The organism is Chelativorans multitrophicus (assembly GCF_011317445.1).
Classification (GTDB): Bacteria; Pseudomonadota; Alphaproteobacteria; order Rhizobiales; family Rhizobiaceae; genus Chelativorans; species Chelativorans multitrophicus.
In genome coordinates this window covers 1-17,905 of the sequence record NZ_JAAAPL010000014.1, presented here as the reverse complement: position 1 = coordinate 17,905, position 17,905 = coordinate 1, and the positions used below count along the sequence as shown (strand labels likewise).

Sequence of the window (17,905 nt, the reverse complement as noted above, 5' to 3'; positions counted from 1 at the left end):
GACAGACCATTATGCGGGTTCGCGACGAGGGTTCACGATCCGTTCGACCTTAGCGTACGATTTTGCACTGCTCTTGTTCCGACCCCAATAGAGGCGACGTGTCTGCTGAACGCACCCGCTATCAAGCCGGTCGTCCGCTCCCGCCGCCGCCGGGAGCGATCAACGGCCTTTCGGCGGGGCCGAAGCCGCTATCACGATCGCCGTGAAGATGAAGAACGCGTCCATGATGTCGTGCTTGAACATGATCTGCGTCATGCCGGTCGCGGCATAGGTGCCCGTCACGACAAGGGCGAGAAACAACCGCTGACGCCAGGCTGCGTCGCGCGGCGCGCGCCACGCCACCACGATGGGCGTGGCCAGCAGGACGAGCAGCGCGGCCAGCACGATCAGGCCGCCGTCGAGGAGCGCCGTCAGATAGGCGTTGTGCGGATGCGTAAAGCCAAGGTTCGGCAGGTTATCTCGCATCAGATAGGGTACAAGCGCATCCATCCTGTTCTGGACACCATAGCCCCACAGCGGGGAATCCTTGAAGGCTGACCACGCCGCACCCCAAAGCCGCACCCGCTCGCCCATGCTATCGCTGTGGGCTCCCGAGAGCAGCTTCTCGACCTCCTCCAGTGTGAAGTGAAGGCGGCTTTCGAGCATGCCCGAAGCGCTGTACGCCAGCAGGAGGCCGGCGCCGGCGAGCAACGCCAGCGTGGCCGGCCGCAAGAGGACCGCACGCCAGGCGCGGGGCGAATAGGCTAGCAGCAGGATCAGGGTGAGCGGAATCACCATGATCACCCCTCTGGTCAGCGACAGGACGACCGCGGCCAGCCCCGCCACGAGGGCGAAGCCGGCGAGCAGCCGGTGCGAGCGTCTCGGCGCATCGATGCCGAGCCCCGCGATGCCCGCGAGGCACAAGGTGAGGGTGGCGAAGACGGCGGCGTTTCCGGCTCCGCCTTCGGGCCTTTCCAGCTCGAAAGGGGAAATCTGGAAGCCCGCAAACGCCAAGGCGCCGATGCAGCCCACGCCCGCGCCAAGGATATAAAGCTGCAGGTAGTCGATGCCCGGGGTCGCGCGTAATCGCGGAATCACGGCCCACGAGGCCAGGAACGGCAGCAGCCAGAGCGTCGAGCGGAAGACCCACCCGCCATTTTCCGCGAACAGGCCCGTGGCGAAGACCAGCGCGGCGTAGGCAGTGAAGGCCCATGCCAGCTGCCTTTCTAAGCGTGTAAGCCGGAACTCGAAGCGTCCCAGCGCGAGCGATATCAGGCCCCAGGCGAGAAAGATGCCCAGCATGAAGGAAATGGCGCTCCCCGCCACGGCCGGCAAGGCACCCATCAGGAAAACAGCGACTGCATTGTTGCGAGCGAGGGCATTATCAGGTTGTTTAAAACCCAGCAGGCCGAAAATATTCCTTTTATGACCTTGATCAGTAGCGATGGTATTTACTCCTGGTCGCTTATGCGTGGACATTGAGGGAGAGCGTATATCGATATGGTCGAGATTCTCTGTATAGGTCTTCGATAGATCTTCCTGAGAAGTCAGCAGGCGCAATAACATATCCTTTTTGATCGCTTCTGAGATCAGGTGGATCCAGCTTTGTTCAACAGCCGGTAGACAGACGCCCGTCCGATCTTCAATCGTTTGGCGATTGCGGATGGACCGAGCTTCTCTTCGAGATGAAGCCGTCGCACCTCCGCTGCATCAATCACTGTTTTACGGCCGGTATAGACGCCTCGCGCCTTGGCGGCCTGAATTCCTTCGAGTTGCCGCTCTCGGCGAAGATTGGTCTCGAACTCGGCAAAGACGCCCAGCATGTCGAGAAAGGCTTTGCCGGCGGCCGTCGCGGTGTTCACCGGCTGTTCAATAGCGCGCAAGGCGATGCCGCGCTCTTTCAGGTCGTGGACGATGTCCTGGAGGTCCTTCACCGATCGAGCGAGCCGGTCGATCCGGGTCACTACCAGAACGTCGCCTGGCGCCAGGAACTCAAGGAGAATGGCAAGCTCGGTTCGGCCGTCACGACGCGCACCACTCTTCTTTTCCGCCCGGATCACCGTGCAGCCGGCGGCGCGTAGTGCGGCTTCTTGGATCGAGAGGTCCTGATCGGCGGTGCTGACACGAGCGTAGCCGTAAAGCGACATTGTAGCGGGGAAATTGTCTCGTTAGCTTCTAGAGGTTCTCTCCATACTGTCTCGAAAGCCCGTTGACAACCTAAATGAGACGCAAGATGGCGTCTCAGGCCGATGTCTCTCATGGGTATACTCAAACAGACAATACAACGCCTGATCCACCCCGTTAAAAGCGGTCCACCCTGAATTATGGTTTGACCATGAAGGAGGCCCACCCAGCTCGTAAGATGACGTGCGGGGTTTGCTCGTTGGGTTCATCCACGGTCGCCTACGGCCTACGGAGCGCTTGAAGGGAATGGAGGACCAGGAAGGGAATTGAACCCTCCTTCAGACGATTACGCCTCGCCTGCTCTACCGTTGAGCTACCGGTCCGTTGTGGAGGCCTCGCCCCGGATTCGAACCGGGGAAACGCGGATTTGCAGTCCACGGCGTGTCCATCCCGCCCCAAGGCCAACGACGAAACGATCTCACAGCAGCGGCTGTGACGCCATACCTGCCGGAAAAAAGCCGATTGTTAACCCTAATGCGGCGGCGGATGCAGCGATCAGCGAGGCGGTTGGTCTTTGATCGCCAGCCGATCAGCTCGAAGCCACTCGCCGACAGGATGTCGACTGCGGTGAGGACGCCCTATCATTTGACCTCCGCGCCTCTCACACCATGCGCGGAGGTGAGAACGGTCCACCTCGTTATCCGGCCCCACATCAGCGGCCGCTACCGCATTCGAAAGCCGAACCGGCTTGACGATGTCGTAAGATCGGCCCTGTATTGTTTGGCAGTCCGCGCACCAGCATGTCGGCTGGTGACCGCATCTTCAACCTGATGCGCGGCGACTCTTGCCTTGAGACCTCGACCTGCTTGCCAGGCACTTCGGTTTGTGGGGGTGGCTTTGTCTGCTATGGATCGGGTCGGGGGCGCCGGCCGGGAGACTACCATGCGCGGGATTAACGATCCGATCTACATCCTTGTCGTGGTTGCCGTCGCAGCGGCGGCAGTCGCGATTGCCGTTGGCACCGACTTGTGGTGAAGGTTGGAATGGGTGCGGTTTCTGTCCCACGAGCCAGCGGGATCGATCAGGACAACAATCACGGCCGTGCGCTACCGGAAAGACTCTGCCCAGTTCCGGCGGCCACCCGCTTCATCGGCCCTTTTGTGGCATTCTGACCACTGCTCACCTGCAAATGCTATCATGATGCCGGGATGCATTGACGCTATGTGCGCGCTGCATCATATGCCGCGCATCATGTTCGACCTTCTTCAGCTCCTGATCGCGATAGGCGTCGGCATCGTCATCACCGGCCTGTGTGTCGCGGCACTTGTCCTTGCAACTGATTTCAAGCGACGGGACAGATAGAGAAGTGATTCAGAATCGATGGTGACGGAGATAGCCTTCGACGGCGATTAGATCGCTCATCAGGTCATTCTATTTCAAGTTTGCGGATTATCTCGTCGGCAATATCCATGCAAGCTTCCACAGTAGGAAAGAGCGCTGGATTCTCGATCCAGCCACGATATGCAATATCCCAGTGTTTATCTTGTACATGGAAGTTTGAAAGCTGACCAGCCATTCTTGAAAATATGATCTTGGCAATCATTTCACGCTTCTTTATAATATCTACCATTTTGCAAGGTACTTCTTGTATCTCTATTTTAATTTAAAATCAAAAGTATTGAGGTTGCTTTGGCTTATGTGCTTATCGACTGCGATCAAATGGATAAATCCCACCGAAATGAAATGGTGAAACATTCACATCGAATTAGATACCAGTTCATTTGCCGTGGCAATTAAATACGATCCGATCCCACAGGATCATTTCATGATATCGATCATCGTGGCCAGATCGTTCGAAGCGGGTCCGGATGGAGGTAATTTTCGATCACCTCTCTCTTTGCCGGGAGTGCGGTACAGGACGGCTGCCACCGCCCGATTCGGACGCGAGTCGTGTCATGATTGTGAGACGACAACGCCGACAAACGCAGCATAAACCTAGAGATTCCAGCAGCTTCGATTCAAGGGGTTGTAGAATCAGAGGGAATCGGTGTTTCATGTAACGATGAAGCGCACAGAACGACCCACCCGTGAACGAGTGTCCGCCCATCGGGAGCGATTGCGGGCGGCAGGTCGCATCTATGTGAATACCGATCTTCCTGCCGATCTGGTGGCTCAGCTCGACCAGATCAAGGAGAGCCGGGGCGCAGCATCCCGCGCCCCCATCATTGAGGAAGCCGTGAGGTTACTTATCGAGAAGCAGCAAGGGGCATAACGGCAAAACGCCCGACTGTTAGCAGCAGCCGGGCGTTTTATAGGCCGTCAGACACACCGTAGAGGTGGGGGCCGAGTTCTCCCCTTATCTACGCCAGACTACGCCAGTCCGCAAGATTGATTCTTGCGGAAACGGGAAAGTTGTGCCTGCCGTCCACGCCGTCATGTCCTTCAAATGGAAGGACGGAAGGCATATGTTGAGGACGCAAATCGCGGCCGCGATCGGTTGCGCGCACGGGAACGCGCTTGATGAAATCATGCGGGAAGTCTGGATGCGCTACGGTGCCGGCCAGCTCTCCGACGACGAGGCCGGCGAGCTTATGACGCTTGCCGAGGGCCGCCGGGCGGCGTGGCGGGGATCGGGACAGGTCGGGCTTGGCCTGGTCATGCCCCCTCCCCCCGAGCGATGCCCGACGCCGGTTCGCCGGCACAGTCATATCCGGGGGCGATCGGAGGGCCGGATATGGCGGCCGACGACGCGCAAGGACGTTCAGGCGATCTTGAAGGCGGCCGAAATCTACAACGAGGCCGGCTTGCACGAGAAGGGCGAGCGCAGCGGCCCGCTAGGATCGGTGGCGCTCGACGTGCTGCGGCTGTTCGTCAATCTGATAGACTTCCGCACCGGCCGGCTTGAGCCGTCAATCACCACGATCATGGACCGCCTGGGCCGGTCGCGCGATACGATCGTGCGGGCGCTGAAGAACCTGCGGGCGCATGGCTTCATCGACTGGCTGCGGCGCTACGAGCCGACCGGCAACGAGGGGCGCGGCCCCCAGGTGCAGCAGGCCAGCAACGCCTATCGCCTGTCCCTGCCGGAGAAGGCCCGGCGGTTCCTTGGGCGGTTCGGCAAGGCCCCTCCTCCGCCCGACGACCACAGCGCCGCACAGGAAGCCCGCGCGGCCGAGCTGGACGCCTACCGGAAGATCCTGCCTCTCGATGAACTGGCGCTGTTTGAGGTCGGCGAAACCGCGCTAGGCCGGGCGCTCGCCGCCCTTGGCAAGATGGTGCAGAAACGTGAGTCCGATAACCAGACTGAATCCCCATCTGATCTATATCTAAAAGGCGAAACATAAGCGGTCGCCGCTGTTCGGGCCGCTTTCGCGGTCCTGCGGCAGTTCCGATCCGCTTATAGCGCGGATCGGCAAGCGGAAACCCCTCAGCAAAACCGCCACGTTCGCGCCGGCGGCAACCGCAGCATGGGCTTTCGAGAGGGAGTGAAGGGCAAGGGCGGCACTTAAATTGATAGCAGTTTACCAACAGCTAGATATTTACAAGTGGATTGCAAGCGGATAAATAGCGACTTATAAACTTTATGCGGCTAACATGCTGCTAGTTATCAGATGATTGGAGGGTGCATGGCCGTCATATCTTTTGTTTCGAGCAAAGGCGGCGTCGGCAAGACCACTTCCGCCGTTGTGCTTGCCGGGGAATTTGCGGCGACTGGGCGCAAGGTCGCCTTGATCGACGCAGACCCTAACAGACCGCTTCTCGCCTGGTCGCAGATCCGGCCGCTTCCCGACACCTTGCGCATCGTAGTTGATGACTCGGCTGAAACCATCATCGACACGATCGAAGATGCCCGCGCTGAGGCGGATTTCGTGATTGTCGATCTGGAAGGAACAGCAACCGATCGCATCGGCTTTGCCGTGGCGCGGTCGGATATGGTCCTGATCCCGCTGCAAAGTTCGGTCCTGGACGCCGCCGAGGCGGCAAAGTCGGTCAAGCTGGTGCGCCAGATGTGGAAGGTAGCGAACCGCGAAATCCCGTATCGTGTGTTCTTTACGCGCGTGCCGCCCGCGATCCGTGAGCGCACGGCGCGCGATATAGAACGCCAGTTTTCCGGCGCTTCGGTCCCGGTGTTGCCGGCGACTTTGATCGACCGGGCAGCCTATCGAACGTTGTTTTCCTTGGGGGGCACGCTGCACGAGCTGGAAATGTCCGATGTGTCCGGTCTGGAAACCGCCAAGGAGAACGCGCGCGAGTATGCACAAGCCGTCATCAATGCGGTTAGGGGAGGGGCGCATGACCGGTAATGACAAAAAACGCGCTACGCTCGATTTTGGCGACGACGTGGAACCACCGCCGGTCCCGCCCGTCGATCCGAATGCGGTCAAGGCAGCGACACGCGCGGCAGGCTTTCGCGAGACGCCCAAAGCACCTGAACTGTTTTCGTCTTTGTCAGGACGGTCAGCCCGTCGAACTCGGCGCAAGACAGGTCGCACGGAGCAGTTCGCAACTAGGCTGCGGGCCGATACGCTCGAAGCGATCTATGCCTATGCTGATCGAAACGAGATTACGCTTGCCGAGACGATCGAGCGGGCCATGCGCGCGCTTGTCGAGGGGGAGGGATGAATGGCGCCTGCCAACGCCCGATGGATAGGAGAGCCAGCAGGTGCGACAATTTTCTTAACCAGATTCGAGATGACTAGGGCGGCTCCTATGATCTACCCTCACCGCCCATCGCTTGCCCGATACGCATTCTCCGCAGGGCTCATCATGCCTCTCTGTTTTGTCTCGTCGAGCGCTATTTCATGAGGTGGGGTTCTTGCCACCAGCGAGAGGCAGGCGTTGTGCCTGCGCCCCTTCCTTCTATATGGTTGGGGCTTGGACACCCCGGAGAGCCTAATGCCGCGTGAACCCAAATCTCCTCGAGAAGTCGCGGCGCGCGCCTTGTGCAGGATGGAAGGCCACCCCGAAGATATCCTGTTCCAAGGCTCGCCGATGTGGCAGTCCTTCCTGGCTCACGTCGATGCAGTTCTTGAAGCTGCCTTGTCTGTGGAGGAGTGGGAACGGATGAAGGCAGAAGGGCCGCAGTAACCAAGGGAGAACGTGGGATGAGCAAGCGGCTCATTCTCGCGATCGGTGTTCTTTTGAACGCGAACGACTACTACATTCGGATCTATGACTTTCCGGATGATACGCCGGTTAAATACTGCTTCAGCATGGACAAGATCGGGATTTACGGCTGTTTCCACAACGCGGCAGCGCCCATGCTTTTTGCCTGGGTGCCATTCCTGATCGGATGAAGTCTCATGGCTTCGTCGGCGTTTTGCACAATCCAGAAGATGGCGTGATGAAACTCACCATCACCCTCGTCATTGACAAAAGCTTAGCCCCTAGCTTGGAGCGCAAGGCGCAATCGCTTCTTCATTTGATATAGATGTGGTCAGATGCCTTATGGGGATAACGGGAGGGCAAGCAATGGAAATCTCACTGGTGTTTTCCGCAGGAATTGACCCCGTCTCCTGTAATAATTTCGCTTCCATGCTCACCAAAATGGCAAACCAAGGAGTTGAAAGGCTCACCATCGGCATCAACTGCAATGGCGGGAATGTGCAATCTGGAATTTTCCTATACAATATCTTGATGTCTATGCCATTTGATGTCGTTACACACAACATTGGAAATGTCGACTCTATAGCAAACGCAATATTTCTAGCTGGAAGAACCCGCTATTCCACAAGGTCAGCTACATTCATGTTCCATGGTGTGGCATTCGATCTCAACGGCCCAAACAGGCTTGATGAGAAGAGGCTGAAGGAGCTTCTGGATAACGTCTCTGCCGACCATCAACGAATATCAACCCTGATCGCGGATCGCACCGGCCTCTCCATTGATGAATGCCGCACGCTTTTTATGGAGCAGAAGACGCGCGCAGCAGATTGGGCACTGGAAAAGGGCCTTATTGAAGACATCCGCGAATTCACCCTCCCTGCCGGCGGGGGCTCGGTCATATTCACGGGGTAAACAGCTCGGCTGGAGATGATAAGGTAGCTTCGCGAACCCTCGTGGGCGACTGTTTGTCGCCGACTTGTAGAACAGGGTTAGGTCTCCTTCCTCCCATAGCTGAATGGCTAGCAGTTTCTCTTTATAGTGCTATTTTGCTTTGCGGTGCATGTAAGCATGAAAGCCCGACCGTTTGCGGCGTTCCTGATCGGGCTTATATGTGGTAGTGTTCAATCCTACTTAGCATTATCCGACACGGGAGATTCCCATGCGCAGCACGCAACAGTTCAGCGTCACGTTGCCGAACGAAATGGCGCAGATGGTCAAGACCAAGGTTTCGTCGGGCGAGTATGCCAGCGAGAGCGAGGTTATCCGCGACGGGCTGCGCGCCTTGCAGGCGCGCGACAAGGCCCTTGAAAGCTGGCTGCGCACGGAAGGCGTTGCCGCCTATGACAAGCTAAAGGCCGACCCGAGCCGGGCGCTCAGCGTTGACCAAGTGCGCCAGCATCTTGCCGACAAGCGCAAGCGGCCTGCCTCAGCGTGACGCACACCGTTCATTTCACCCCGGAGGCTCGCGACCAGCTCGACAAGCTGGAAGCCGACATTTCCGGCGCAGCGTCGCCCGCCGTGGCGGCGCGCTATGTCGATTCCATCGTAGACCATTGCGAGAAGCTGCAAACCTTTCCGCACCGAGGCACGCGGCGCGACGATCTTCGGCCGGGCTTGCGAACGCTAGGGTTTCGCCGACGTGTGACGATTCTGTTTGAGGTCGCGGCCGACACCGTGAATATCATCGGCGTCTATTACGGCGGCCAGGATTATGAAGCGGCTTTGCGGGAAGGGGATTTAACAGATGACGAGGAATCCTAGCCGCCTTGCCCGCGAGATCGCGGAAATGGCGAGCGAACAGCGCCGCCTCGGGATCATGGACGCGGCGACCTATGAGAAGATCAGGCGCGGCATCTTGGCAAGAAGGCCCCGCCGATCGAGGCGCGGGAGTAGGGCAGGGGCAGACACGCTTACCTGTCAGCTGTAATCATCCGCCCCCGGCCGTCCCTACGGCCCTAGATGATGAGAACGGGCCGGCCGGGGGCTACCGTCGCGGGTGTGGCGAGGTTGAGCGAAGTCGGCGAGCAGCGGCCCGGAGGGAACGCGCTCCCACATAGCGCCGAAGTGACCGGAGGGCCGCAAGAGAGAAGCCCCGGTGCGTCAGCGCCGGGACTGCTTTTTCCATCTGGCCGGTTCGGGCAGGGGTTCTTTGAACTTATCGTGCAGCCGAGCTTTCAATTCCTCGCCCGAAATCCCCGGCCGGGGATCATCGGCGGCGGCCTGTATGCGGCGCTTGAACAGCTCGCGGCGCAGATCGGCATGGGGTTCCAGTTCCTCATGCTCGCCCAGGATCACGAACACAGCGTCGGACGGGTCGAGGTATTTGCCGCGTTCGATCCTGTCGAGCAGCCACAGGGCCAGCGACGGCGGCAAATAGGCTTCAAACCGCAAGCCGCCCTTGCCGCCCTTGCCGGCCTGGTCGCGGAGCTGCTTGGCTTGCTCGACGGCATGGGCTTCGTCGGCGGGATCGGGCCATTCGGGCGCATCGGTATCGGTCATGGTTTCATCCTTCATGCCTGGTCGAACAGGCCCCGGAACTCGGGATCGGCATAATAGGCGAGCTTGCCGGTGACGCCGAAGGGGTCGAGGACGTGGACCGGGCCGAACTTCTGGCGGGCGCGGCCGGCGATCCTGGCATTTTCGCCCTTGGGGTCGATGCAGATCACGGAGCGGTCGGCGGTGAGCAGATTCGGGATGATGGTGCCGACACCCTTGCCGGTTTGCGTCGGTGCCATCGTCAGCAGATGGGCCGGCCCGTCATAGCGCAGCAGCTTTTTCGACTTCTTTGGATCGCGGCCGATCAGGAGGCCCGAGCTGGCGCGGGTGAGGGGCCGGGCTTCCTTGTCGGTTGCGAAACGGGCCGGTGACGAGCGCGACGAAGGCCCATAGCGGATCATGGGCGGCCGCGCGCAGCATGTTCTTGAGGGCGGTCCATGCCAGGCTGAAATTGTTCATGGGGCTGGCGCTCCTGCCACCGGCGGCTTGAGCAGATTGGCAAGGAGTTCCTTGTCGGTGTCGCGCGTGAGGAATCCGGGCAGCTCGCGGCGCAGCCAGTCAGGCAGGGCACGCGAGATTTCATCCTTGCCGTTTTCGAGTCGATGGAGGACGAGCGCACCGAGCAGCACCTTGCGGCGCGTGTCCCTGGCGCGTTCCTGTTTGCCGAGCCTGGCCTTGAGGGTGGCGCGCTGCGCATCCAGTTCGGCCAGCCTTTGTTTGATCGTCTTGCGCGCCATCGGTGTCGTCTCCCTCTTTCCGGTTACGATCAAGCTTATCACTTTCCGGTCGGGCAGGGCATCACGATCCGGGCGAACCTTGAAATCTTGGGCTTTTGGAGGCACAATCGTTGCCTTACTTGTTTCGCGATGATTTTGCCGCTGCGCCACACCGGAGGCATGAGAAAGCGTAGCGAGTAAATTACGAAGGGCGCACTTACGACTTGCTTTGCAAGTCAGTTGCGCCAATCATGGATCGGAAAGGCAGAAACGCGCGTTGGCGATCTATCACGCAAGCATGAAGCCGGTTTCGCGATCGAGCGGCAGAAGCGCCGTCGCTTCCGCCGCCTATCGTGCCGGCGAACGCCTGACCAACGAGCGCGACGGCATTACGCATGATTTCAGTCGCAAGCAGGGCGTCGAACATGCCGAGATCGTCTTGCCCGAGGGTTCGGATGCCGATTGGGCGCGGGATCGGTCGGCCTTGTGGAACGCAGCCGAGGCGGCCGAGAACCGGAAGGATGCTCGCGTGGCGCGGGAGTTCGAGATTGCCTTGCCGCATGAGCTGTCGGCCGAACAGCGACTAGAGCTGACGCGGGATTTCGCGCAGGAGCTGGCGAACCGCTATGGCGGGGCCGTCGATTTCGCCATTCACCAGCCCCACGACGCGACTGGTGCGACCAGTGCGGGCGACGTTCGGAACCATCACGCGCACCTGTTGATGACGACGCGCAGGGTCGAGGCCGAGGGACTTGGCGACAAGACCTACATCGAATGGAAGAATGTGCGGCTGCTAGGCGAGGGGTTGCCGACGACGCAAATGCAGCTCCGGAACATTCGCCAGTCGTGGGAGCATGTCGCCAACGAGCACCTGGCGTGGGCCGGGCTTGATATTCGCATCGACCATCGTTCGCACATGGAGCGCGGGTTAGAGATCGCGCCGACCGAGCATGTCGGCGTCCATGCCACGCAGATGGACCGCAAGGGCATGGAGGTTGACCGGGCGCGGCTGGACGAGGATGCGGCGCGGCGCAATGCGGACCTCATCAGGGAGAAGCCCGAGCAGGTTCTAACCCTCATCACCGGGGAAAAGAGCGTGTTCGACCGGCACGACGTTGCGCGGGCGCTGCATCGCTACATCAACGACGACCCGCAGGAGTTCCAGAGCGCGTTCGCGAAGGTGATGGCATCGCCGGCGCTGGTCGAGCTTCAGCCCGAGCGGGCGGACCCGGCAACGGGCGAGATCGAGCTTGCGCGGTATTCGACGCGGGAAATGGTCGAGATCGAATCCGGCATGGTGGCGTCGGCCGAGCGTATGCACCAGGCGCGCAATCATGGTGTCGATCGCCGGCATGTCGAGCGCGCCATAGAGCGGCAGGACGCGGCGATTCAGCGGAGCGCCGGCGACATGACGGCGCGGCTTTCGGACGAGCAGCGGGCGGCGATCGAGCATGTCACCGGCCGGGAGCGCATCGCGGCCGTTGTCGGGTTCGCCGGCGCTGGCAAGTCCACCATGCTCGCCGCAGCGCGCGAGGCATGGGAGGCCGAGGGCTACACCGTCCACGGCGCGGCCTTGTCGGGGAAGGCGGCCGAGGGCTTGGAGGAAAGTTCCGGCATCCAGAGCCGCACCCTCGCGTCATGGTCCCACGGTTGGGACAACCCACGTAGTGGGGACCGCTATGCACTCGGCCGCGGCGACGTGTTCGTGATCGACGAGGCGGGCATGGTCGGGAGCCGGCAGCTCGCCCGCTTCGTTGGCGAGGCCGAGGCGCGCGGGGCGAAGATCGTCCTTGTAGGCGACCATGAGCAGCTACAGGCGATCGGGGCCGGCGCGCCGTTCCGCGCCATTGCCGAGCAGATCGGCCATGCCGAGCTTTCCGAGATACGCCGGCAGCGCGTGGACTGGCAGCGGGAGGCTTCCGTTGACTTCGCCACGCATCGCACGGCCGAGGGCCTGGCCGCCTATCAGGAGCATGGCAATATCAGCTTTGCCGAGACGGGCGAGGACGCGCGCGGTCAGATCGTGCGCGATTACCTTGCCGATCGCGACGAGCGCCCGGACGGCACCCGGGTTGCGATGGCGCATCGCCGGGCCGATGTTCGGGCGATCAATGACGCGATCCGGGCCGAGCTACAGGACCGGGGCGAGCTGGCGCGCGTGGCCGAGGATCGAGAGGGGGCGGGCGACGTCGCCCAGGACGTCGACCACGCGCGGGAAGGACCGGGCCGGGCGCTGACCTTCCAGACCAATGACGGCAAGCGCGACTTTGCGACGGGCGACCGCATCGTGTTCCTCGAAAACAGCCGCGACCTTGGCGTGAAAAACGGGATGCTGGCGACGGTCGAGCATGTCGAGCCGGGCAGGATCATCGCCACGCTGGACCGGGGCGACAGCGTTTCCGTGCCGATGGGCGATTATCAGTCGATCGACCACGGCTATGCGACCACCATCCATAAAACTCAGGGGGCGACCGTCGATCGCGCCTATGTGCTGGCGTCGGGAACGATGGACCGGCATCTAACCTATGTCGCCATGACTAGGCACCGCGACGGGGCGCAGCTCTATGCCGGCCAGGATGAGTTCAGCGACCGGCAGGCGGGCCGCCTGGTCGAGCATGGGGCTGCGCCCTATGAGCATCAGCCCGGCAAGAGCGACAGCTATTTCGTGACGCTGGAAAACGACAGGGGCCAGAAACACACGGTTTGGGGCGTCGATCTTGAGCGGGCCATGAAGGAGGCCGCGCCCGAGATTGGCGACAGGATCGGCCTTGAGCATCGCGGATCGCAGCCGGTTCGCCTTCCAGACGGTCAGATGGTCGAGCGCAATGCGTGGAAGGTGCGGGACGCCGGCGAGCTGGCCTATAGCCAGCTCGAAAGCCGGTTGTCGCGGTCAGGCGTGAAGGAAACCACGCTGGACTATACGAGGGGTTTTGCCGAGCGGCGCGGGATCGCGGAGCAAATGGGCGTCCGCAGCGAGATCGAGATTCCGGCCGAACGCGCCGGGCTACGTGCGGAGCGGGAGTCGACGGCCGTGGACCCACGTAGTGGGGATGCGCTTGATCGCAGATCCTCACAAAAAGTCGGCGCGGATCTCGCGCAGGATCTTCGTGCAGATCCGCGCGAGGATCTTGCCCAGGATCGGGGCGGCGATCGGCAGCAGCGCCGCAGCCGGTTCGAGGGCCTGAAATTGTCGCGGGGTGCGTCGGCCGAGCGGCCGGCCGCGCCGGATCGCGACGAGCTGGCCCAGGAACGGCCCCAGGATCGCCCGCAGCCGGCCGAGAAGCAGCGGCGCGGCATGTTCGACGGGTTGCGGCTCAATGCCGGCCGTGGGGCTTCCCAGGAGCCAGGAAAGCGGCCGGGAAGGGAAGGGAGCTTGCGGCCGGCGCCGGCGCAGGACCGGCTTGCGGAACGCTTGCGGTCGCAGTCGCCGCTTGAGCAGGCCGTTGACCGCTACGCCCGCGCTTATGAATCCGCCCACCGGCAGCAGCGCGAGGGGCTTCCGATCCTCGATGCACAGCGCCAGGAGGTGCGCGAGGCCGGCCAGCAGCTCGACCAGGTGCGGCCGGGCGCGCGCGACCTGATGCGGTCGGCGCTACAATACGACTCGGACATGCGGCACAGCCTGACCGAGCTTTCCGGCCGGGAGCGCGTCGGCCAGGTCATCGAGCGGCTGGACCATGAGCGCGCCCAGCAGGCCGACCCGAATGTGAGGGCCGACCGCTTCGTTGAACGCTGGCAGGAATTGGAGGGGCAGCGCCAGCAGCTTCGCGGCTGGCATCACGACCAGGCGCGCGGCAAGGTGGAAGGCCAGATGCAGGACCTGGCCCAAAGCCTTGAGCGCGACCCGCAGGTTGATTCCATCTTGCGCAATCGCCGGCAGGAACTCGGGATCGGCCAGCACATACGCCAGAGCGAGGGCATATCCCACGAGCTGCAACAGAGCCTCACGCGCGGCCGTAGCATCGGGCTTGAACGGTAAATTGCTGGCAACGCAAAATGCACTTACATTATATATGCAATCCGTAACACAAGGAGATTGCCATGCCGCGCGTCAGCCAACATCCGAAGGCGGACAGCTTCAATTTTCGGATCGACCCTGCCTTGAAGGCCGCCTTCACCCAGGCAACCGAGGCCGAGGACAAGCCGGCTGCCCAGGTCCTGCGCGATTTTATGCGTGCTTATGTCGAGTGCCGCAACCGCAAGGCATTCGAGGCCGAGGCGCGGCGGCAGTCGCGCGCGGCAGCCGCCCGCGCCCTCGACCCGCAGAGCGACGAGGCGCAATCGCTTCGGGAACTGGAATCCATGCTTGATGAGGACCATTTTGCGGATGACTGGAAAGCATGAAGCGCGGCGACCTGGTGACGATCGTCGTCAGCGGCGACTATGGTAAGCCACGCCCGGCACTTGTGGTGCAGGATGACGCCTTTGCCGATCTTAGCGCCGTGACCGTGTTGCGCCTGACCAGCGAGTTGAATGACTGGCCGTTGTTTCGGGTGATGATCGCGCCGACGCGGGAAAACGGCTTGCGAAACCCCTCGCAGGTGATGATTGATCGGGGGATTGCCCTACCCCGCTCGAAAGTCGGGCCGGTGTTCGGCCGGCTCAACGCCGACGATATGATGGCCGTCAGCCAGGCGCTCTATCGGTTTCTTGGTTTGCAGGGGATCGCGCCATGACGGAGGACGACAAGGAAGGATTCGAGCCGGAGATAATGCCCGAGGACGTCGGCGACCCGGCTGCCGCGTTCGAGGCGTTGCGGCACACGATCGAGAACCAGGGCGGCCAGATCGGCGCGGAAATGACGATCATCCGGCGCGGGGTGGAAGCGGCCTTCGACCATTTCGAGAAATACCGCCAGCCGCCCGATTACGGCGCCGACCTTGGCAAGATCATCCAGTTCCTCGCCGTTGTCGAGGAACGCCTAGAGGGCGTCGAGAAATCGCCCATCCTGCACAATGGTGCGGAGCATTACGCCCGCACGCTCAAGTACAGCGGCGAGGGCCTGGTGAGGACCGCCGTGCTTGAGCTCGAGCGCCGAACAGCCGACCTCGATCGCGCGGCGGTCAATCTGGCCGCCTATACGAAAAGTGCCTACGATCGGAAAAGTCAGGATTTGCGCATGTGGTTCGCTGGCGTCGTCGGCCTGCTCGCCGGTGTGCTCCTGGTGCTGCTGTTGCCGCGCATCCTGCCCTTTGCGGTTGACACCCATGTTGCGGCGATCGTCATGGGTCAGGATCGTTGGAATGCCGGCGCCACCATGATGCGGATGGAAGACCCCGCAGGCTGGCGCGGCGTGGTCGATGCCTCGCAGTTCGTGCGCGACAACGCCGAGGCCATCAGGCAATGCGCCGAGGCAGCGCGCGCGGCCGGCGCGGATCAGCGATGCACCATCACCGTGAAAGTGCCGGCACGCGAGCAATAGCCGAAGGGGAAGCGGGATGGTGCGGCTCTTGGTTAGGATAGCGGCGAACTGTATGATTATGGCAGTCTCGACGCCAGCCGGGATAGTGGGATGGCTTGTCCGACGCATCGGCATCGGACTGCCAGACCCCAAGTGTTGGAGGGCTACGATCGATCGCCGGGCAAGCATTGCAAGATTGCCTCCACGACTGGGTTTTCCGGATGCGGTCGCCCGTACGATGTCCGCGAGGTGTGTAATGGTATCGATTCTATTACAATCGACGACCCCTGCGCTTATCCTTCGGGTGGCAGTACGCCCGATGAGGTCTATGCTACCTTAACCAAGCCGCCAAACTGCCATCATCAGATGGGACCTCTTCTACGCGCGACAGGCGATAACGGTCTGCAGACGGTTCGCTTGGACGCTTTATAGTCAGAAAAAATTGGATGAGGAATCGAGTGCGAGCAATGGGCCTTCTTGGCATTGTCGATCGTGATACCGTTCAGCGTGGGCGGCGTTTTCTACGCGATCTGCGACTGGCAATTTTGCCCATTGTAAGCTCTGTCTTGTTACAGACGATAATATACTGGACTTTTATTTTTCAGGCCGGACGAGATGACTGGGATAATCTTCTCATAGTCGTTCTCATATTAGCACTCGTACCCCTTTTGGCAGTCCTGCTCATGGTGTCGATACGTCGGCAGGATTTCCCCATATCCACGGCGTGCGTTGTCACGGCAATTCTCTTCAATTTTGCGGTTGCCATCCTTTCCGCATTGCGCATTCCGATCAGCTATACGGGCTTGCTGTTCGCCGCTCCGGTTCCTCTATTTTTTGTCTCCTATACGAGTGTGCTACTGCATCGTGCTCAGTCGGAGCGCGTAGCCATCCTCGCTTTTCCGAAAGCTGAATGGGTGCGAGATCAGGTCGGAAATGGGGCGTCAATCCTAGGAAATCCGAAAGACAACGTTGTTGATGTAGATCGCATCCTGTTTGACGGCGCCGCACACCACACAGCTACGTGGTCTTCTTTTTTAACCAGAGCCTATATGCTCGGGTTGGAAGTCACTCCCTGGATCCGCTATCTCGAAACCCGACTGGGCAAGGTAGACATCGAGAGCTTCGATCTTGCTCACATAGCGTATACGCTAGGCCAAATCTACTATCTGAGGCTCAAGCGTCTCCTTGATGTGACAGGAGTGATCGTTGCAGTTCCAATCGTCCTGCCGGTCTGTCTACTGATAGCGATTTACATCCGCCTGGTAGGCGGTTCCCCCATCTTATTCCGACAAAAGAGGCGCGGCTATGGAGGAAGCGAATTCACGATGCTGAAGTTCCGGACAATGGTGCGCAACGCCAACAACGATTCAGCTCGGAAGAATGACGAGCGCATCATCACGGGCTGTCACTTTCTTCGGCGTATGCGGCTCGACGAACTGCCTCAGTTGATAAACATTCTGCGAGGCGAAATGAGCTGGATCGGGCCGCGGCCAGTTGCAATCCCCATTGCCGAATCCCTGGAAGCTACAGTACCCCAATATGCATGTCGTCACTTGGTCCTTCCTGGCCTGACAGGATGGGCACAGGTTTCTCAAGGGTATGCAAGTACATTTCATGAAGAATTTGAAAAACTTTCTTTTGATCTATATTATGTAAAGCAGATATCTTTTGATATAGATTTAATGATATTTGTAAAGACTATTAAAATAATATTACTCAGAATAGGATCTCGCTAAAAACAAATCACCTTCCGTCCGGACCAGTTTCGAGGGACAGGAACAAGCCAAGCCGCTGGAATCTTGAGGTTTCCGCCGCGTTCGCCGGCGCTGCCGGCTCACGATCCTGGCACGATTCACCCGGATCAGCGGCTTCCGGCAGCGCCGCCAATTGTGCTGGCGTGGTTGCACGCCTGCCTCGCGCCTGCGCCACAAAACAGCCACAGCACTGCCGCCAAGGAAAATACAGCAATTGTGATGGAGGCCCGCTTTGCCTATAAGGGGTCGGAACAAGAGCAGTGCAAAATCGTACGCTAAGGTCGAACGGATCGTGAACCCTCGTCGCGAACCCGCATAATGGTCTGTCG

Annotated in this window: 20 protein-coding genes, 2 tRNA genes and 1 pseudogene; 15 read left to right on the top strand and 8 right to left on the bottom strand. The window is 60.5% G+C overall.

What is annotated here, in order from left to right:
• Positions 1-159: 159 nt before the first annotated feature.
• The 4 genes from GNP00_RS23070 to GNP00_RS23055 form a co-directional block, all read right to left on the bottom strand.
• Positions 160-1,539, bottom strand: coding sequence for an O-antigen ligase family protein (locus GNP00_RS23070; protein ID WP_166016411.1), 1,380 nt, complete (start codon positions 1,537-1,539; stop codon positions 160-162).
• Between the two features lie 29 nt (positions 1,540-1,568).
• On the bottom strand, positions 1,569-2,126 hold the full coding sequence (locus GNP00_RS23065; RefSeq protein WP_166016409.1) for a recombinase family protein: 558 nt from the start codon (positions 2,124-2,126) through the stop codon (positions 1,569-1,571).
• A 284-nt stretch (positions 2,127-2,410) separates the two neighbouring features.
• Positions 2,411-2,486: transfer RNA gene (locus tag GNP00_RS23060), tRNA-Thr, on the bottom strand.
• 4 nt (positions 2,487-2,490) lie between these two features.
• Positions 2,491-2,566, bottom strand: a tRNA-Cys gene (locus GNP00_RS23055).
• Positions 2,567-3,324: 758 nt separating this feature from the next.
• On the opposite strand from GNP00_RS23055, the gene GNP00_RS23050 reads away from it, so the two are divergent.
• Positions 3,325-3,465, top strand: a complete 141-nt coding sequence (locus GNP00_RS23050; RefSeq protein ID WP_166016407.1) for a hypothetical protein — start codon at positions 3,325-3,327, stop codon at positions 3,463-3,465.
• A gap of 64 nt (positions 3,466-3,529) precedes the next feature.
• On the opposite strand, the gene GNP00_RS23045 is transcribed toward GNP00_RS23050, so the two are convergent.
• Positions 3,530-3,706: a hypothetical protein gene (locus GNP00_RS23045; protein WP_166016406.1), complete on the bottom strand. Its 177-nt coding sequence runs from the start codon at positions 3,704-3,706 to the stop codon at positions 3,530-3,532.
• Between the two features lie 459 nt (positions 3,707-4,165).
• Between GNP00_RS23045 and GNP00_RS23040 the strand changes: the two genes are divergently transcribed.
• From GNP00_RS23040 to GNP00_RS23000, 9 genes are all read left to right on the top strand, one after another.
• Complete coding sequence (locus GNP00_RS23040; RefSeq protein WP_166016404.1) at positions 4,166-4,375, top strand: ribbon-helix-helix protein, CopG family; 210 nt, start codon at positions 4,166-4,168, stop codon at positions 4,373-4,375.
• Between the two features lie 193 nt (positions 4,376-4,568).
• The gene (locus GNP00_RS23035) at positions 4,569-5,447 is read left to right on the top strand and encodes a helix-turn-helix domain-containing protein (protein WP_166016402.1); all 879 of its coding nucleotides are present in this window, start codon (positions 4,569-4,571) and stop codon (positions 5,445-5,447) included.
• A gap of 282 nt (positions 5,448-5,729) precedes the next feature.
• On the top strand, positions 5,730-6,407 hold the full coding sequence (locus GNP00_RS23030) for a ParA family protein (protein ID WP_166016400.1): 678 nt from the start codon (positions 5,730-5,732) through the stop codon (positions 6,405-6,407).
• Positions 6,397-6,726: a stability/partitioning determinant gene (locus GNP00_RS23025; RefSeq protein WP_166016398.1), complete on the top strand. Its 330-nt coding sequence runs from the start codon at positions 6,397-6,399 to the stop codon at positions 6,724-6,726. The genes GNP00_RS23030 and GNP00_RS23025 overlap by 11 nt, the downstream gene beginning before the upstream one ends.
• Positions 6,727-6,999: 273 nt before the next feature.
• Positions 7,000-7,191, top strand: a complete 192-nt coding sequence (locus GNP00_RS23020; RefSeq protein WP_166016396.1) for a hypothetical protein — start codon at positions 7,000-7,002, stop codon at positions 7,189-7,191.
• A 17-nt stretch (positions 7,192-7,208) separates the two neighbouring features.
• On the top strand, positions 7,209-7,400 hold the full coding sequence (locus GNP00_RS23015; RefSeq protein WP_166016394.1) for a hypothetical protein: 192 nt from the start codon (positions 7,209-7,211) through the stop codon (positions 7,398-7,400).
• A gap of 175 nt (positions 7,401-7,575) precedes the next feature.
• On the top strand, positions 7,576-8,121 hold the full coding sequence (locus tag GNP00_RS23010) for an ATP-dependent Clp protease proteolytic subunit (RefSeq protein WP_166016392.1): 546 nt from the start codon (positions 7,576-7,578) through the stop codon (positions 8,119-8,121).
• A 247-nt stretch (positions 8,122-8,368) separates the two neighbouring features.
• A complete protein-coding gene (locus GNP00_RS23005; RefSeq protein WP_166016389.1) occupies positions 8,369-8,644 on the top strand; it encodes a type II toxin-antitoxin system ParD family antitoxin in 276 nt (91 codons plus the stop codon).
• Positions 8,641-8,970 carry a type II toxin-antitoxin system RelE/ParE family toxin gene (locus GNP00_RS23000; RefSeq protein WP_166016387.1) on the top strand — a complete coding sequence of 110 codons (330 nt, stop codon included), beginning with the start codon at positions 8,641-8,643 and terminating at the stop codon, positions 8,968-8,970. The genes GNP00_RS23005 and GNP00_RS23000 overlap by 4 nt, the downstream gene beginning before the upstream one ends.
• Before the next feature lie 339 nt (positions 8,971-9,309).
• On the opposite strand, the gene GNP00_RS22995 is transcribed toward GNP00_RS23000, so the two are convergent.
• The 3 genes and pseudogenes from GNP00_RS22995 to GNP00_RS22985 form a co-directional block, all read right to left on the bottom strand.
• The gene (locus GNP00_RS22995) at positions 9,310-9,708 is read right to left on the bottom strand and encodes a hypothetical protein (protein WP_166016385.1); all 399 of its coding nucleotides are present in this window, start codon (positions 9,706-9,708) and stop codon (positions 9,310-9,312) included.
• A 61-nt stretch (positions 9,709-9,769) separates the two neighbouring features.
• Positions 9,770-10,073 (bottom strand): annotated as a pseudogene (locus GNP00_RS22990) (type IV secretory system conjugative DNA transfer family protein); the annotation flags it as partial.
• An 87-nt stretch (positions 10,074-10,160) separates the two neighbouring features.
• Positions 10,161-10,442 carry a mobilization protein gene (locus tag GNP00_RS22985; protein ID WP_166016383.1) on the bottom strand — a complete coding sequence of 94 codons (282 nt, stop codon included), beginning with the start codon at positions 10,440-10,442 and terminating at the stop codon, positions 10,161-10,163.
• Positions 10,443-10,698: 256 nt separating this feature from the next.
• Here GNP00_RS22985 and traA point away from each other — a divergent pair, with 256 nt between their 5' ends.
• From traA to GNP00_RS22960, 5 genes are all read left to right on the top strand, one after another.
• Positions 10,699-14,400, top strand: coding sequence for a Ti-type conjugative transfer relaxase TraA (traA, locus tag GNP00_RS22980; protein ID WP_166016381.1), 3,702 nt, complete (start codon positions 10,699-10,701; stop codon positions 14,398-14,400).
• Positions 14,401-14,462: 62 nt separating this feature from the next.
• Positions 14,463-14,765, top strand: a complete 303-nt coding sequence (locus GNP00_RS22975) for a hypothetical protein (protein WP_166016378.1) — start codon at positions 14,463-14,465, stop codon at positions 14,763-14,765.
• Positions 14,762-15,097: a type II toxin-antitoxin system PemK/MazF family toxin gene (locus GNP00_RS22970; protein WP_166016375.1), complete on the top strand. Its 336-nt coding sequence runs from the start codon at positions 14,762-14,764 to the stop codon at positions 15,095-15,097. Before GNP00_RS22975 ends, GNP00_RS22970 begins: the two co-directional genes overlap by 4 nt.
• Positions 15,094-15,843 carry a DUF6118 family protein gene (locus GNP00_RS22965; RefSeq protein WP_166016373.1) on the top strand — a complete coding sequence of 250 codons (750 nt, stop codon included), beginning with the start codon at positions 15,094-15,096 and terminating at the stop codon, positions 15,841-15,843. The genes GNP00_RS22970 and GNP00_RS22965 overlap by 4 nt, the downstream gene beginning before the upstream one ends.
• A 446-nt stretch (positions 15,844-16,289) precedes the next feature.
• Positions 16,290-17,558, top strand: coding sequence for a sugar transferase (locus tag GNP00_RS22960; protein ID WP_207634039.1), 1,269 nt, complete (start codon positions 16,290-16,292; stop codon positions 17,556-17,558).
• Positions 17,559-17,905 lie beyond the last annotated feature (347 nt).